The 16,819-nt window shown below is 65.4% G+C and carries 13 protein-coding genes; 10 read left to right on the top strand and 3 right to left on the bottom strand.

The features are described 5' to 3' along the window. Positions 1–81: 81 nt before the first annotated feature. Positions 82–1,077, bottom strand: coding sequence for an OmpA family protein (locus EB812_RS05615; protein WP_118230466.1), 996 nt, complete (start codon positions 1,075–1,077; stop codon positions 82–84). A gap of 284 nt (positions 1,078–1,361) precedes the next feature. Between EB812_RS05615 and EB812_RS05610 the strand changes: the two genes are divergently transcribed. The 4 genes from EB812_RS05610 to cobM are packed head-to-tail and all read left to right on the top strand — an operon-like array spanning position 1,362 to position 6,185. Next, a complete protein-coding gene (locus EB812_RS05610; RefSeq protein ID WP_130957913.1) occupies positions 1,362–2,261 on the top strand; it encodes a histidine racemase CntK family protein in 900 nt (299 codons plus the stop codon). Then, positions 2,258–3,502 (top strand): cobalt-precorrin-5B (C(1))-methyltransferase CbiD, encoded by a 1,245-nt coding sequence (cbiD, locus tag EB812_RS05605; protein ID WP_130957912.1) that lies wholly within the window; start codon positions 2,258–2,260, stop codon positions 3,500–3,502. The genes EB812_RS05610 and cbiD overlap by 4 nt, the downstream gene beginning before the upstream one ends. Continuing rightward, positions 3,499–5,307: a precorrin-6y C5,15-methyltransferase (decarboxylating) subunit CbiE gene (gene cbiE / locus EB812_RS05600; protein WP_242621212.1), complete on the top strand. Its 1,809-nt coding sequence runs from the start codon at positions 3,499–3,501 to the stop codon at positions 5,305–5,307. The genes cbiD and cbiE overlap by 4 nt, the downstream gene beginning before the upstream one ends. Positions 5,308–5,351: 44 nt before the next feature. Continuing rightward, on the top strand, positions 5,352–6,185 hold the full coding sequence (gene cobM, locus EB812_RS05595) for a precorrin-4 C(11)-methyltransferase (protein ID WP_130957911.1): 834 nt from the start codon (positions 5,352–5,354) through the stop codon (positions 6,183–6,185). Between the two features lie 175 nt (positions 6,186–6,360). On the opposite strand, the gene thrB is transcribed toward cobM, so the two are convergent. After that, the gene (gene thrB, locus EB812_RS05590) at positions 6,361–6,915 is read right to left on the bottom strand and encodes a homoserine kinase (RefSeq protein WP_242621211.1); all 555 of its coding nucleotides are present in this window, start codon (positions 6,913–6,915) and stop codon (positions 6,361–6,363) included. A gap of 589 nt (positions 6,916–7,504) precedes the next feature. Between thrB and EB812_RS05585 the strand changes: the two genes are divergently transcribed. From EB812_RS05585 to EB812_RS05560, 6 genes are all read left to right on the top strand, one after another. Continuing rightward, positions 7,505–8,191 (top strand): hypothetical protein, encoded by a 687-nt coding sequence (locus EB812_RS05585; RefSeq protein ID WP_118230472.1) that lies wholly within the window; start codon positions 7,505–7,507, stop codon positions 8,189–8,191. Positions 8,192–8,453: 262 nt separating this feature from the next. After that, positions 8,454–9,545: a DUF362 domain-containing protein gene (locus EB812_RS05580; protein WP_118230473.1), complete on the top strand. Its 1,092-nt coding sequence runs from the start codon at positions 8,454–8,456 to the stop codon at positions 9,543–9,545. A gap of 157 nt (positions 9,546–9,702) precedes the next feature. Beyond that, positions 9,703–10,329 (top strand): uracil phosphoribosyltransferase, encoded by a 627-nt coding sequence (gene upp, locus EB812_RS05575; RefSeq protein WP_118230474.1) that lies wholly within the window; start codon positions 9,703–9,705, stop codon positions 10,327–10,329. A gap of 14 nt (positions 10,330–10,343) precedes the next feature. After that, entirely contained in the window at positions 10,344–11,621 is a 1,278-nt protein-coding gene (locus EB812_RS05570) for a uracil-xanthine permease family protein (RefSeq protein WP_130957910.1), read from the top strand. Positions 11,622–11,641: 20 nt separating this feature from the next. Further along, positions 11,642–12,229 (top strand): GDSL-type esterase/lipase family protein, encoded by a 588-nt coding sequence (locus EB812_RS05565; protein ID WP_118230476.1) that lies wholly within the window; start codon positions 11,642–11,644, stop codon positions 12,227–12,229. A gap of 490 nt (positions 12,230–12,719) precedes the next feature. Beyond that, positions 12,720–15,536 carry an FAD-binding and (Fe-S)-binding domain-containing protein gene (locus EB812_RS05560; protein ID WP_118230477.1) on the top strand — a complete coding sequence of 939 codons (2,817 nt, stop codon included), beginning with the start codon at positions 12,720–12,722 and terminating at the stop codon, positions 15,534–15,536. Between the two features lie 356 nt (positions 15,537–15,892). On the opposite strand, the gene amrB is transcribed toward EB812_RS05560, so the two are convergent. Beyond that, positions 15,893–16,819 carry an AmmeMemoRadiSam system protein B gene (amrB, locus tag EB812_RS05555; RefSeq protein WP_118230478.1) on the bottom strand — a complete coding sequence of 309 codons (927 nt, stop codon included), beginning with the start codon at positions 16,817–16,819 and terminating at the stop codon, positions 15,893–15,895.

Raw genomic sequence — 16,819 nt, 5'->3', positions numbered from 1 at the left:
TACCAGACCTCCTCACATCAAAGCCGGGCGGCCCAGGCCGCCCGGCTTTACTGCAAGTTCACATAATTTTGCCGATAAAGGCTACTCGAAAGAGATTTCGGTACGCCGGTTCATGGCGCGGCCTTCATCAGTCTTGTTGTTGTACTTGAAGGACTTGCCGCGGCCAATGGAAGTCATGCGGCTGGCGGGGATGCCCTGCTTCACCAGGTAGTTCTTCACGGAATTGGCGCGCTCCTGCGAGAGCTTCATGTTGTAAGCGTCAGAGCCGATCCAGTCGGTCCAGCCGGAGAGGATCACGCGCTTGTTGGGGTTGGACTTAATCAGGCCGGCGGCTTCGTTAAGGATGCCCATGGCCTTGCCGTCAAGAGCGTAAGAGTTGAAAGCAAAGTGCACGCCACGCAGCACGATCACGTCCTCGTCCTGGCAGAACACGGCCAGCACAAAGCGTTCCACGGCGGCGTCGCTGGTGGCCAGCTCTTCGCCGCGCACCACGATGCTGTTGGGGTTCAGAGCGGCAATCTGCTTGATGGTGGCTTCGCCGTTTTTGGTGTCGGCCAGGGAGATGATGTGCACCACCAGGTTACGCTGGCTGGCGTAGAGCTGACGGGCCACTTCCACCAGGTCGGTACCGCGGTTGTTGTCGCCATCGGTCACCAGAATGAGGGCGGCGTCGCGCTTCATGCTGGAAAGGAAGGGTTCATAGACCTGCAGTCCGTTGCCCATGCTGGTCATACGGCCGAAGATCTGGAAGCCGCTGCGCAGCTTGTTGATGCCCGCAGACATGGCGGCGCGGTCCCAGGGGCCCTGAGCCACGATGGTGCCGTTGGGCGAAATGGTGTGCAGGCCGCCGTTGTAGCTCAGGGCGGGGATGGCCGCGTTCACGCGCTGCAGCACGTTTTTGGCCACCACAATTTTATCCTGCTTGAGCTGGGCGTTTTTCATCATCATGGACCCGGAGTAGTCCACGACGAAGTCGAAACTTTCGATTTTTTTATTGCACGCGGGTGCGGCCGCCGCGACCACGGCGTAGCTCAACACAAGTGCAGCCGCCAGAACAAGAAGACGAAATGATTTCATAGTGCCTCCCAAACGTTGAAAGTGTCGTCGATTGCCGTCATCCAGCGACGGCAGATCGCGGTATGCCCGCCACATTACCGCCCTTCGTCCGGCCAAGGGCTTTCTGGGAACGGTAACTGCTTTTCCCATACCCGGCTTTGCGAAAAACCGCAAGGCATAAATGGAAAAGGCGCTCCAGCCGCCGCCGCACGGGCAGGCGGATCTGGCTTGTCCAGGGCGGCCCTCCGGCTGGACAGCGCGCCGTGCATGGGGCATACTTACGCCAAGCGTCAAGGATTGTCCGCATGCCAGCACTGCCTTTTTCCAAATGGAGCCCCGGCGGCAACACCACCCTGCTCTTTCCCGCCGCCGGGCTTGACGCGCGCGCCCAGGCCCGGCTGGCCGCCGTGGCGCTGACCCCCGCCTGCCTGGGCGGGGAGCAGGCGGGATTTGTGGATCTGCCTGCGCGCCGCCTGCGCATGGCCGGCGGCGAATTCTGCGTCAACGCCAGCCGCGCGGCGGGCGCCTTGCTGGCCCTGACGGAGGCTGCGGCCCAACGCGTCGATGTACCGTCCCAAAGCACGCCCGTGCCCCAGACCGCGTCCGTTCTCGTAGACCGGCTGGATGAATTCCACGTTTCCGGCTGGCCCGCCCCCCTGCATCTGCACATCCGCGGCGCGTTCCCCCTCTGGCAGGTGGAGGCCCGCCTGCCTCTGCCCCCCTGCCCCCTGGAAGACGCGGCCCCTGGCGTCTGCCTGACGCGGCTGCCGGGCATCAGCCATCTGCTGCTGGACGAAACCCTCCACCCTTTGCCCCAGGACTGCCACACGGAAGCCGCTGCCCTGCGCCGCCGATACGGACTGGATGCGGAAGCCGCCGCCGGCGTGGTCTGGTGGCGACGCACGCCAACGGCCCTGCGCATGACGCCTTTGGTGCACGTGCGGGACGCAGGCACCACCTTTCTGGAAAGCGCCTGCGGCTCCGGGGCGCTGGCGCTGGCGCTGCACCTCTCCCGTCGGGGAGAGGTGCGAATTTTTGACCTGGCCCAGCCCGGCGGATCCGTTCTGCGGGTGCGCCTCTGCACTGAGCAGGACGCAGCCGCCCCAGGGACAAATCCTTGGGCGGGCCCTTGGGCCGGCGTGGACGGCCCCGTGGCGCTTACGGCGCAAGGCGTTGCCTGGCTGGAGGACGCGTCCCAACCATGAAAACCGTGCTGCGCGAAGGCTTCACCACTGGCAGCGCAGCCACGGGCGCGGCTCTGGCGGCCCTCTGCCTGCTGCGGGAAGGCCATGCCCCTCACGAGGTGGACGTGCCCTTGCCCCCTTTTGCCCCCGCGCCAGCCGATGTCCGACCAGCCAACCCTTCGCCCGCCGGAGGAGAAGGCGGGGCGCTCACAGACGTTCCCCACGTCTGGCGCAGGCTGCCCGTGGCCTTTTGCGGATCCGGTCCCGCCCCCGAACTGTGCGACCCGCCGCAGCCGCTTCCGGCCGGGCGCGCGGCCCACGCGGTGGTGATCAAGGACGGCGGGGACGACCCGGACGCCACCCACGGCGCGCGCATCACCGTCACCGTCATCGAAGGCGCGGACGCTGCGGAAGACCCGACGGAAGCGCGCCAGACCGCAGGCAGCCCCGATCGCCCCTCCCCGCCCATCCATATTGACGGCGGTCCCGGCGTGGGCCGGGTTACCCTGCCCGGCCTGCCCGTGCCCGTGGGCGCGGCGGCCATCAACCCCGTACCCCGCCGGCAAATGGAATGGGCCCTGCGCCACGCCCTGCAGACCCATCCCGGCGCGCGCCGCCCGCTCACCGTGCTGGTCAGCGTGCCCCAAGGCGCGGCCCTGGCCGAGCACACCTTCAACTCGCGGCTGGGCATTGTGGGGGGCATCTCCATTCTGGGCACCCAGGGCACGGTGCGGCCGTTCAGCCACGCCGCCTGGAAGGCCACCATCGCCCAAGGACTGGAAGTAGTCCGGGCCACGGGCTGCCCCGCCGTGGGGCTGAGCACAGGACGGCGCTCCGAACGCCTGCTTATGGCCCGGCATCCCCACCTGCCCGCCCTGGCTTTTGTGCAGGTGGCGGATTTTGCGGCTTTTTCCCTTAAAGCCGCCGGGGCCTTGCCGAACATACAGATTATCTGGGGCTGTTTTTTCGGCAAACTGCTCAAACTGGCGCAAGGCCACGCCTACACCCACGCCCGCAGCGCCGACCTGGACCTGGAAACCCTGGCTGCCCTTTGCCGAAAGCACGGCGCTGCCTGCTCCCAGGCCGTGGCCCGCTGCACCACGGCGGCCCAGGCCCTGGAACTGCTGCTGCCCGAGGCTGCAGGCCCCGCCGTGCTGCGCGCCGTGACGGCCCAAGCCGCTGGTGTGGCGGCCGGCTTTGCGGGACGCCCCGTACGGCTGCACCTTTTTCATACCGACGGTCGGGAGCTGGTGACGTTATGAAACAACAAATCCTCTTGCCCGGAATCCCCCTGCCGGAACCGGCCGCCCCGCCCCGATCCGACGCTGCGGACGCGCCCCCGGCGTCTTTCGGGAACAAAGCCGTCACTGCCGTGGACATGTCCGCAGCGTCCGCCGTCCCGCCTGCTGTTACGGACAGCGTCGATGCGGCGCCAAACCCGTCCGGAAAAGTAACCGACGGGGCAGGCCGGAACCTGCCCCACCCCTGGCCCCAACGCGCCGTTCCCGACACCGAAGCCCGTCCGGCAGACGAGCCCCATCCTTCCCCGGACGCTCCGGCCGCCGCAGCAGCGGCCGCCCCGGAGCCCGAAGACTGGCCACCCATGAGCCAGATGCTCCAGTCCATGTTCATCTTTGAGCCCACCACGGCAGTCCCCGCGCCCATTACCGTGCTGGGCCTGGACTGCGGCCGCCCGCGCGACCTGGCCGGACTGCCGGCCTACGCCCGGTCCCTGGTTTTGGAGGCGGACGTCATCTGCGGCGGCAGGGCCCTGCTGGAGGAACTGACAGGACAGCGCTGCCCGCCGGACCATCATCCAGACCGTGAACACGACAGCGCGGCAACCACGGACGTTGCTGCTGCGGCCCCCCAGGGCACTCCCCTTTCCGGCGCTGCTGCGGCCGCGCTGCCCTCCCTCGACGCGGCCGCAGCCCCACCGCCGGTCCTCACGGCCCGCCTGCTGCCGCTGACCACACCATTGGAAAATGTCCTCGCCCGCCTGAGTCAGCTGCGCGCCATGGGCGAACGCGTGCTGGTGCTGGCGGACGGCGACCCGCTGTTGTTCGGCATCGGGGCCACCTTGGTGCGGCTGCTGGGGGAAGAGGCCGTGCGGCTGCTGCCGGCGGTCAGTTCCTTGCAGCAGGCCTGCGCCCGTCTGGCCCTGCCCTGGCACAAAGTCATCTGCCTTTCCCTGCACGGCCGCGACGACCTGGGGCCGCTCAACGCGGCTGCGGGTAAAAACGCGCCCCTCTGCGTGCTCACAGACGCGCGCACTACCCCCGATGTGCTGGCACGGCACCTGCTGGACCGGGGCGTAGACTGGTTTGACGCCCATGTTTTTGAGCGCATGGGCGCGCCGGACGAAGCTGTGCACCATCTGAGCATGGCTGCGGCTGCGGGCCGCAACTTCGGCCCGGCCTGCACCCTGATCCTCACGCCGCGCGAAGCGTCGCGTCGCCCTTGCCTGGGGCTGAACAGCGAAGAACTGGCTGTAGAACGCGGCCTGATCAGCAAAAAGCCCGTGCGGGCCGCGGCTCTGGCCCTGTTGCGCATTGCGCCGCGTCATGTGGTCTGGGATATTGGCGCAGGCTCCGGGGCTGTGGCGCTGGAGGCTGCCGTACTGGCCCACGAAGGTCGGGTGGTGGCTGTGGAACGTTCCGCCGGGCGGGCCATGAGCATCCAGGAAAACCGCCGCCGCTTCGGTGTGGCCATTCTGGACGTGCGCCTGGGCGAGGCCCCGGAATGCCTGCCCGCCCTGCCCGACCCGCAGCGCGTCTTTATCGGCGGCGGTCTTTCCGGCGAAGACGGCGAAGACATCCTGGGCCACGTCTGCCACCGCCTGCCTGTGGGCGGCCGGGTAGTGGCCAGTTGCGTGCTGCTGGAGACCCTCTGCCTCTGCCGTCGCTTTTTCGAACGCCTGGGCTGGCCCGTAGAAATTGAACAGATCGCCGCCGCCGAAGGTCGCCCCCTGGGCGGTGACGTACACCTGGCGGCCATGAATCCCGTTTTCCTGCTGGCAGCCCAAAAGCCGGAGCCAGGCGCGCCCGCGCCGGTCCGCGCCGTCTGAAGGCCGCCGCAACGCCGCGCCCCGCGCGCATCCAAGGAAACAACATGCACTCCACCCCTGCAGACACACCCTCCCCAGCCCCGCGCCAGGCCCCCCGGCCCGGCATGGTCACCTTTGTGGGCGCCGGCCCCGGCGACCCGGAACTGCTCACCATTAAAGGCCGCAAAGCCATAGAAGAAGCCACCCTGGTGCTCTACGCGGGCTCCCTGGTGCCCCCCGCCGTGGTAGCCTGCGCCGCGCCCGAAGCGGAAGTGCTGGATTCCGCCCCTCTGACTCTGGAGGAATGCCACGCCCTGGTGCGGGCCACAGCCCTGGCCGGGGGCACGGTGGCCCGCGTGCACACGGGCGACCCCTCTCTTTACGGCGCGCTGCGCGAACAGGCCGCGCTGCTGGAGGCCGAGGGCATCCCCTGGAAGGTCATCCCCGGCGTCACCGCCGCCTGCGCCGCGGCTGCGGCCGGGGGCGTGACCTTTACCGTGCCGGAAGTGACCCAGAGCCTGATCATTACCCGGCTGGAGGGCCGCACCCCCGTGCCGGAACGCGAAAGCCTGGCCGCCCTGGCCGCCCACGGCAGTTCTATGGCCGTTTATCTTTCGGCCCGCGAGGCCGGCACATTGCAGGCAGAGCTGCTGCGCCACCTCCCGCCGGAAACAGCCGTGCTCTGCGCGCATCTGGTGGGCTGGCCCGAAGAAGAACTGCACTGGACCCGGCTGGCGGATCTGGCCCACTGCGTGGCCCGGCACAACCTTACCCGGCAGACGGTTTTTCTGATCCTACCCGGCGAATGCCGCAAAGGCACGGCCTCGCGCCTCTACGCCGCGGACTTTGCCCACGCCTGCCGTGCCGCCCGCAATGGGGCGGAAAAAGATCAGGACTAGGGCATTGCAATGTTACCATGCCCTGGCGGCTGCGTAAGCAGACGCCCGCCGTGGAGGCGCAAAGGCGCACTGCCGCAGTGCAGGGCACGCCCCGCATGGTTCATCGTGAAGGATAACGTTTTTTGAAAATGGAGGAGCGGGGGGAAAAATGGAACTTTTGTTTATAAAAGCTCCCTTACCCCCTGGGGTCCAGGCTGTGCGGCGGGAGATTGGCGCGGATCCAGCGGGCGCAGGCCTGGGGGCTCTCAAGGGCCGGGCAGTGCACTCTGGCGTAACGGCTGTAGAGGGCCTGGCGTTCGTCAAAAATATCGCGCAGGCTTTCGCCGGGGTTCATGGCGATGCCGCGTTCCGGATTGCGGGCCACGCGCTCTTCAATAAGTTGAAAGGGTACGTCCAGAAAAACCAGCGGCCCCAGGGAGGCCAGATGCGCCATGGCCGCCGGCCTGTAGACCACGCTGCCGCCGGTGGCAATGACTGTGCGCTGCGCGCGGATGGCGCAGACGACCGTGGCTTCGGCATCAAGAAAGGCCCTTTTGCCCAGAGCGTCGGTGATATCCTGAAGACGCGCGCCGTAGACGGCTTCAATAAGGTGGTCGCTGTCCACAAAGGCCCAGTCCAGTTCCTGGGCCAACGCGCTGCCTACGGTGGTTTTGCCCGCTCCGGCCATGCCGATAAGCACAACACAGGGCAGAGCGGCCTTGGGGGCGGCAATAAGAGCGGTAGCAGCCATGAAAGCTCCTTGAAATGCGCGTGCCGGGCCAACCGGACGCCCATCGACTGTGCCAACGGCCGGAACCCCTGTCAAGGGAGGCCTCAAGTTTTGCGGACGCACGCCGATAAGCGTAGTTGAAAGGGCGTTTTCAGACGGCAGCGGCGCGGTGGCGCTGCAGGAACCGCCGTGGCGAGCGCCTGTGCGCCCGATATCAGGATGGCGGTTGCGTAAGCAGACGCCCGCCGTGGAGGCGCAAGCGCACTGTATTTGCGCGATTAAGCGCCGGAACGAGCGTGCCGTAACCTTTGAGAATATGTATCCTCAAAGGTTATCCGCTCTACTAGAGTATTTAACACTTGAAATGCTCGCTTACGGCAGGCAAAAGCCTGCCTTCTCGCATTTCGTGGCAAGGATTTTCAATAAAATCCTTGCAGAGCAGTTAGCTCATTTCATTCGATAACTGCTCTAGAGCATTTAACACTTGAAATGCTCGCTTACGGCAGGCAAAAGCCTGCCTTCTCGCATTTCGTGGCAAGGATTTTCAATAAAATCCTTGCAGAGCAATTAACTCATTTCATTCGTAAACTGCTCTAGTGGAGGATTTGTCATGCGCCTGCTCTGTCGCACCCTGTGGGCCGGACTGCTGGCCCTGGTTGTCTGCCCCGCTCCGTCCGCTTTTGCGGTGGAAGCCTATACCCTGCCGCCGGCCCGCACTCCCGCCGGGCAGACCAACCTGACCAGAATCTGGACCGACAAGGGCGGCGCGCGCCTGTACTGGAATACCCTGGTGGATCCCCTGCAGATACGTATGGCCGGCGCGCGCTTTGACGACCCTGCCGCCGTGCCGGAACTGCGCCTTACGCCGCCGGAAATCAAGCCCGTTCCCCGCCGTTACCGGAACGGTCACAAAAAAGTGCAGGCGCGCAAGGCCGCCCCGGCCACGGTCCCCCGTGTTGCCGCGCCCAAGGGCGTGGGCTCTGCCGCACTCATGCCGCCCGTGGGGGAAAAGGCCGCCCCGGCCGCAGCCCCAGCACGCAATGCAGCCTCCGTTTCCGGTGCGCTGTCCGCTTCCGACGCTTCCAACTCTGGCCGCCCCGCCGCTGCGCCCGCGTCCGGAGCGACGCCCCTGCCTTACCCTGGATCAAGGGCATGGATGGAAAAAAATGCAACGCCCCCGGCACTTCCCGGCAGCGCAGCGAGCGGCCAGGCCGCCGGGGCAAGCACGCCCCTGCCCCCGCCGCTCAGCGCCACCCCGCCGGAAAGCACGCCCCCGGCAGGAACCGCGCCCCACTGACGGCGCGCCGCCGCCACCCCAGATTTTTTTCTCGACCTCCGCCCTCAGGTTTGGCATTCTTGAGCCGTCCGTCCTGCCCGGAGCGCGGTACCGTTTGCGCGCCCCCGTGGGGAGGCTTACGGACGGCTTTCTGTTTTTTGCTCCGCCCCGCGCGGAGCGCACAGCCACCACGGAGTTCCGCACTGAAGCCGTGCGACGCACTTGCGCAGGCAAGCGCGCAGCAGGCTGTTGAATACAGCGGAAGACTTCGGGGAGAAAAAATATGCCCTCTACAGTCTATTTTGCGGCCTCCCGCACCCGATCCCACGAGGACAGCAAGCTGGCCAAGCTGGCCCGCCTCTGCGACGCTCTGGGCCTGAAAAAAATCCTGAAAAAAAATGATCTGGCCGCCGTCAAGCTGCACTTTGGCGAATACGGCAACGACACCCACCTCAACCCCACCCTGGTGCGCCAGGTGGTGGACAAAATGCTGGAAGCCGGGGCCAAACCCTTCCTTACCGATACCACCACGCTCTATTCCGGCACGCGCCACAATGCCGTGGACCACCTCAACACGGCCTACCGGCACGGCTTCACCTCCGCAGTGGCGGGCGCGCCCGTCATCCTGGCCGACGGTCTGTACGGCGAAAACGACGTGCCCGTGCGCATCAACGCCAAGCACTTCAAAACCGTACACATTGCTACGGAAATCCGCCGCGCGCCAGCCATGGTTGTGCTCTCGCACTTCAAGGGGCACGAAATGGCGGGCTTTGGCGGGGCCATCAAAAACCTGGCCATGGGCGGCGCGGCCGTACGCGGCAAGCGCGACCAGCACGCCACCCACGTCAGCGTGGAGGCCGAAACCTGTATCGGCTGCGGCAAATGCGTTAAGGTCTGTCCGCAGCAGGCCCTGAGCCTGCACAACAAAAAAAGCGTACTGGATAAAGCGCGCTGCATCGGCTGCTTTGAATGCATGACCGTCTGCCCGGTCAAGGCCATCAGCCTGGACTGGGCCACAGAAATGGTCCCCTTTATGGAACGCCTTACCGAATACGCCTACGGCGCGGTCAAGGGCCGGGGCAAGCGCGTCTGTTACATCAACTTTGTGCTCAACGTGACCCCGGACTGCGACTGCGTGGGCTGGAGCGACCTGCCCCTGGTGCCCGACGTGGGCCTGCTGGCCTCCACCGACCCGGTGGCTCTGGACCAGGCCTGTCTGGACATGGTCAATGCCGCGCCCCGGCTGGATCCCGCTCTCAACGGCGCTCCGGACGTTTTTGTCGCCCGCTGGCCCCACACCAGGGGCGAAGTGCAATTGAGCTACGGCCAGAGCTTGGGCCTGGGCAACCGGGAGTATGTGCTCAAAAAAATCTGACCGAAACGCGGCGCCCCCAAGGCCCGCGTTTTTTTTGGCGACTGAGGGGCCCTGCCGAACCGCGCCAGAGCCTTGACAAGACCCGCTCAAACGCCTAGGCTTTCTCGATTTTACCTTTGTAAAACAAATGTTTATCCTTATTCGCAGGAGCACTTTCATGGCTGTGCATATTGTTAACCACCCTCTGGTGCGCCACAAGCTGGGCATCTTGCGGCAGGCGTCCACCTCCACCCACGAATTTCGCGCCGTTTCCAACGAAGTGGCCCGTCTGCTCATTTACGAAGCCACCAAAAACATGCTGACGGAAACCCTCACCGTGCAGGGCTGGGCCGGACCGGTGGACGTGGAAGCCATCTCCGGCAAAAAGGTCACGGTGGTGCCCATCCTGCGGGCGGGTCTGGGCCTGATGGACGGCGTACTGGACATGATCCCCGGCGCGCGCATCAGCGTGGTGGGCATGTACCGCAACGAAAGCACCCTGGAACCCGTGGAATACTATGTGAAGCTGGCCAGCGACCTGGACCAGCGCCTGGCCATCATCCTTGACCCCATGCTGGCCACGGGCGGCTCCATCATCGCAGCCATAGACCTGCTCAAAAAGCACGGCTGCCGACAGATCTGCAGCCTCAACCTGGTCTGCGCGCCCGAAGGCATCGCCAAGGTGGAAGCCAAGCATCCCGATGTGGACATCTATACCGCCGCCGTGGACGACCACCTGAACGAAAACGGCTATATCATCCCCGGCCTCGGCGACGCCGGGGATCGTATTTTCGGCACCAAATAACTACCGGAGCGCCCATGACCAGCCCCACCCCCGGCTCTATCCCCGGCCAGCGGCCCGCGCCCGCCCCCACCGACTACCGCCTGCGCCTGCGCGATTGCGTGCTGGGCGCGCAAATGCTTTTTGTGGCCTTCGGCGCATTGGTGCTGGTGCCCATCCTCACCGGCCTGGACAGCAATGTGGCCCTGTTCACGGCGGGCGTGGGCACACTGCTCTTCCAGCTCTGCACCAGAGGCAAGGTGCCCATCTTCCTGGCCTCTTCCTTCGCTTTTATCGCGCCCATCATCTACGGCGTGCAGACCTGGGGCATGCCGCAAACCCTGGGCGCGCTGGTCTGCTGCGGCTTTGTCTACTTTATTGTCAGCGCCCTGGTGCGCTGGCGCGGCACGGAATTTGTGCTGCGCCTGCTGCCACCCATCGTCACCGGGCCGGTCATCATGGTCATCGGGCTCATCCTCGCGCCTGTGGCCGTCAACATGGCCCTGGGCAAAACCGGCGACGGCGCGCAGCAGATCGTGCCCGGCAACCTGGCCCTCTGGATATCCATGACCTCTCTGGCGGCCACGGTGCTGGTTTCCTTGCTGGGCAAAGGCTTTTTGCGGCTCATGCCCATCCTCTGCGGCATCGTCGCCGGGCTGGCCGCCTGCCTCATCCTGGGCGTGGGCGACTGGAGCACGGTGACCGCCGCCCCCTGGCTGCGCCTGCCGCATTTTATGTTTCCGGAATTTTCGCTGGAACCCATCCTGTTCATTGTGCCCATCACCCTGGCCCCGGTCATTGAGCACTTTGGCGACGTGGTGGCCATCAGCACCATCACGGGCAAAGACTACCTCAAAGACCCCGGCATCCACACCACCATGTTCGGCGACGGCCTGGCCACCATGGCCGCGGGCATGGTGGGCGGACCGCCCTGCACCACCTACGCAGAGGTCATCGGCGCCGTGGGCCTGACCCGCGTTTTCAACCCCGCAGTCATGACCTGGGCCGCGCTCTGCGCTGTTCTGCTCTCCTTTGTGGCCAAAATCGGCGCTTTTCTGGGGGCCATCCCTGTGCCGGTCATGGGCGGCATCATGATTCTGCTCTTCGGGGCCATCATGGTGGTGGGTCTCAACACTCTGGTACGCGCGGGCAAGGACCTCATGGAGCCCCGCAACATGATCATCGTGGCCCTGGTCATCATCTTCGGCGTGGGCGGCATGCAGTTCAACATCGGCAGCTTCAAGCTCGGCGGCATCGGCTTGGCCGCCGTCACCGGTGTTGCCCTCAACCTGCTGCTGCCTCGTTCGCGCGCCTGAAGCAACCAAAGGAGTCTGCCATGATTCTGGTCTGCCTGGGCGACAGCCTGACTTACGGCTATGGCGTGCCGCGCCCCCGCGTCTGGCCCACGTTGCTGGGCAGCATGACCGGCTTGGACGTGCGCAATGCCGGCATCAACGGCGACACCACCAGCGGCATGCTGGCCCGGTTTCAAACCGACGTGCTGGCAGCGCAGGCCGACGCCGTGTGCCTTATGGGCGGCTTCAACGACCTGGCCCTGGGCGCGGGCCCCGGGACCGTGCGGGCCAACCTTTTCGCCCTGGTGCAGCAATGCTTCCACGCCCGCGTGCGGCCCATTCTGGGCGTGCCCATCGCCGTGCGCCACCCCCTGACCTTTCCCCTGCTGCGCAGCGTAAACATGGACCAGGCCTGCGCAGCCTACGAAGACCTGCACGCCTGGCTGCGCCTGCTGGCCGCCGATTTTGGCCTCTCCTGCCTGGACTTCGCCCGTTACTTTGCCAAACACGCGGCCGCCGCCCCCGACCCCGCAGCCGCCCTGGCCGCCCTCTACAGTGACGGCCTGCACCCATCCGAAGCCGGCCACAGCCTTATGGCCCAAGAGGCCGCCCGCCTGCTGCGCGCGTAGGAAGGGGTTCCTGCGCATACTCCGCCGCCTCTATGCTCTGGCCCGCCTGCTGCGCGCGTAGGAAGGGGAAGAGAAAACTTTTTCCTTTCAGGCGGCACGGTGGGCGTGCCTTATCCGCACGGCACTATTTGAACAGCCCGCTGCCCGTTCCCGCCGCGCACACAAAGCAGTGGATTTTTCTTGCGAGAATCGATACTATTAATTTATAAAACGCCCTGCTCCGGCAGGGCTCTTCCCAGCTTGTCGCAGACCAACTGCCCGGCCGTCCGGCGCACGGCGGACTTTCCCCCGCGCGTCGCCCAGACCGGACGTCTCTGGAGCAGCAAGCGCCCAAGGCAGCGCGTGACGGCGCAAAGAGCCCGCCCCCGCTTGCTTCACGGCAAGGATTGCACAATCCTTGCGGGCCGTTCTTCCGTGAAAAGCCCGCAGCGCCCTTGCGCAGGCAGTTACCCTCAAAAAAAGCGGCGCTTGTCCGCACCGGAGGATTTCCATGCTCCCCTCTCCCTACAAAGAATTCAAAGCGGAATTGTCAGCTTTTATCCCCCAAGAACGCATCTATACCGACCCCCTGCGCCTGCTGGCCTACGGCACGGACGCCAGCGTCTACCGCCTCACGCCCAAGCTGGTGGTGGATGTGCTGGACGAGGCTGAAGTCATGGAGATACTGGGTCTGGCGCACCGCCTGCTGGTGCCCGTGACCTTCCGCGCGGCGGGCACCAGCCTTTCCGGCCAGGCCGTGACGGATTCCGTGCTGGTGCGCATCGGCAAGGGCTGGCGCAACTGGCGGGTGGGCGCAAACGCCGAGCGCATTACCCTGCAGCCGGGCATCATCGGCTCTGGAGCCAACAGGATCCTGGCGGAATTCGGCAAAAAAATCGGGCCGGACCCGGCCTCCATCGACAGCTGCTTCATCGGCGGCATTTTTGCCAACAACGCCAGCGGCATGTGCTGCGGCACGGCGGACAACTCCTATAAAACCGTGCTTTCCACCCGCATGATCCTGGCCGACGGCGCGCTGCTGGATACGGCGGACGCCAAAAGCCGCGCGGCCTTTGCCCGCAGCCACGGACACATCCTTGCGGGCCTGGCCGCCCTGCGCGAAAAAATCCTGGCCGACACGGCCCTGGCCGAGCGCATCCGCCGCAAATTCAAGATCAAAAACACCACAGGCTACAGCCTCAACGCCCTGGTGGATTTTGACGACCCCTTTGAAATTCTGCAGCATGTCATGGTAGGTTCCGAAGGCACCCTGGGCTTCATCGCCGAAGTGACCTACCGCACCGTGGAGGAAGCCCCCTTCAAGGCCTCGGCCCTGCTGCTCCTGCCCACGGTCAAGGCCGCCTGTGACCTGGCCTCGGCCGTGGCTCGTCTGCCCGTTGCCTCCGCCGAGCTTATGGACCGCGCCTCCCTGCGCTCTGTGGAAGGTACGCCCGGCCTGCCTGAAGGGCTGGAAACCCTGGACGATCAGGTCTGCTCCCTGTTGGTGGAAACCCGCGCCTCCAGCAAGGAAGCCCTGGACGCCAACATCGCCGCCATTGACGCCGCCTTCAAGGATGTCCACTTTGTGCGGCCCTACGCCTTTACGGACGATCCGGAGGAATACGGCAAGCTCTGGCGCATCCGCAAGGGCATCCTGGCTTCGGTGGGCGGCATGCGGCCAGTGGGCACCTCCATCGTCATTGAGGACGTGGCCTTTACCCTGGACCGCCTGGGCGAGGCCGCCACAGACCTGCAGGAACTTTTTTCCCGCCACGGCTACAGCGTGGCCCCGCTCTTCGGCCACGCCCGCGACGGCAACCTGCACTTCGTGTTCTGGCAGGACTTCGGCGCGCCCGCCGAGGTGGCCCGCTACAAGGCCTTTATGGGCGACTTCAGCAAACTTATTACGGAAAAGTACGACGGTTCCCTCAAAGCCGAACACGGCACGGGCCGCAACGTGGCCCCCTTTGTGGAACTGGAATGGGGCGCCACGGCCTACGCCATCATGAAGGAGATCAAAAAGCTGCTGGACCCGCAGGGCATTCTCAACCCCGGCGTGCTGCTCAACGACGACCCCCAGGGACACGTTAAAAACCTCAAGCCCCTCACCCCGGCGGACCCTCTGGCGGACAAGTGCATGGAATGCGGCTTCTGCGAATCGGTCTGCCCCTCGCGCGAGCTCACCCTCACCCCGCGCCAGCGCATTACCGCCTACCGCGAAATCTGCCGCCTGCGCGCGGAGGATCCCAAGGGGGCCGAACTCAAAAAACTGGAAAAAGCCTATGAATACATGGGCAAAGCCACCTGCGCCACAGACAGTCTCTGCCGACCCCGCTGCCCTGCAGGCGTGGATACGGGCGTTTTCATCAAAAGCCTGCGCCACAAAGACGCGGGCAAATGCGCCAACACCGTGGCCAACAGCATTGCCGACCACTTTGCCGGCACCTGCAGGGCCATGTCCCTCATGCTCAACGGCGCGGACGGCCTGCACCGTCTGCTGGGCACCTCGGTCATGGAAAACGGCGCGCGCCTGCTGCGCCGCATCAGCCTCAAAAAAATGCCTCTCTGGAACAAGGACATGCCCCGCGGCGGCAGCAAGCTCCGCCTGCCCACCGCCCCCGCCGTCAATGCCAAAAAGGTGGTCTACTTCCCCAGTTGCATTGCCCGCAACATGGGCCCCGGCGCGGAACACACGGACCGCCGCACCGAGCCGGAGGCCGTGGTCAGCGTACTGCTCAAAGGCGGCTACGACGTGATCCTGCCCAAGAATATGGAAAAACTCTGCTGCGGCATGGCCTTTGCCAGCAAAGGGCTGACCGACGCGGCCCACAAAAAGGAAAAAGAACTGGAAGCCGCCCTTAAGGCGGCCAGCAATAATGGGGAATACCCCGTACTTTGTGAAACCAGCCCCTGCCTGCTGCACATGAAGGAAACCCTGGACCCGGCCATCCGCTTCTACGAGCCTGTGGAATTCATCATGGACAACCTTATGGACGTGCTGCCCCTCAAAAAGCTGTCCAAAACCGTGGCCCTGCACGCCACCTGCTCCATCCGCAAGATGGGCCTGACGGACAAACTGGAGGCCCTGGCCAGAAAATGCGCCGAAAACGTGGTGCTGCCGGAGGGCATAGACTGCTGCGGCTGGGCCGGTGACCGGGGCTTTACCCATCCGGAACTCAACGAATCCGCCCTCAAGAGCCTGCGCATGCAGGTCAGCGGGTGCGAGGTCGGCTACTCCTCCAGCCGCACCTGCCAGATCGGCCTTTCGTTGCACAGCGGCATCCCGTACTACTCCATCGTCTTCCTGGTGGACGAAGCCAGCAGCTAGAGTATTTAACACTTGAAATGCTCGCTTATGGCAGGCAAAAGCCTGCCTTCTCGCATTTCGTGGCAAGGATTTTCAAGAAAATCCTTGCAGAGCAATTAACTCATTGCATTCGTAAACTGCGCTAACGAGCCCTTTCCCCACGGACATATGCCACGGCGGCGCGGGAATCCTTCCCGCGCCGCCTGCTTTTTACTGCCGCGCTTCCCGCCCCGACTCCGTCCGGCACGGCGCTATACGAAAAACGTTTTTTGGCTGTTATGGAAGAAAAGGTTTTTGGAGGATGGGGGGCGTGGGGGGAAGGGAACTTTTGTGTACAAAAGTTCCCTTCCCCCCACAACAGCCTCTCCCCTTTCCCCCTACGCAATGCCGAAGCGCAGTCCGGCGTAGCCCACCACCTGCGCGGCATCGCCGGAGGCGCTGGCTGAGGTATCGTAGGCGGCCAGCTCGGCCCAGGGTTCGCCCAGAACGCGCAGGGCGTACAGGGCTAAGGCCATGGGGGCCGCGCCGCACATGCTGATGTGGTTGCAGGCCACGGTGTCCAGCAGGGCTTCGGGGTCGCAGGCCAGGGCCCGCTCCAAGGCCAGACCGTCCTTTTGCAGAGTTGTCTGCTGGTCTTCATAGTGGTTCATATCCGAGCTGACCACCAGCCCCACGGGATCGCCCGCCGTCTGAGCGGCGGCCAGCACCGCGCCCAGAGCCTGACCGGCGGCGCGCAGTATTTCGGGCCTCCGCGTGCCCACGCACACGGGCACGACGACGCGCACCGACGGTTCCATTGTCGCGTCCGGCTGCGGGGGCGCTTCCGGCGCGGCTGCGGCGGGCAGGCTTTGCAGAAAGGGCAGCAGCACTTCAATGGCGTGCTCGCCCAGGTGGCAGGCCGTATCCGACGCAAAACCGCCCTGAGCGCAGAGGGCCGCCGCCAGGGGCGCGTCCACAGGCACGTCGCCCAGGGGTGTGCGCCAGGCTCCGTCGGACCAGACGCCCAGGGGCTGCCCCTGCCCCGTGTGGTTGGGGCAGAGCGCCACACAACGGCGCGGCAGGGCCGCCCCCACCGTGCCCGCGCCCCAGGGCCCGGCCAGCACGGCTCCGGCAACCCGGCCGCTGTAGACATAGCCCGCATGGGGCAGCATGACGCCCAACAGGCGGGAAGCGGCCCTGTGCGGGCGCGGGCCCGTGGGTTCGGGCAGATTTTTAGGCGTGAGGCAGGCCCGCAGGGCCGCGCGCAGGGCTTCGGGATCGTCGGGATAAAACCGACCCGCAGCTATGGGCTGACGCAGGGGCAT

The sequence above is a fragment of the Desulfovibrio legallii genome (assembly GCF_004309735.1).
Classification (GTDB): domain Bacteria; phylum Desulfobacterota; class Desulfovibrionia; order Desulfovibrionales; family Desulfovibrionaceae; genus Desulfovibrio; species Desulfovibrio legallii.
Note: the sequence above shows the minus strand (reverse complement) of the source record. Positions and strands in the feature narration are given on the sequence as shown.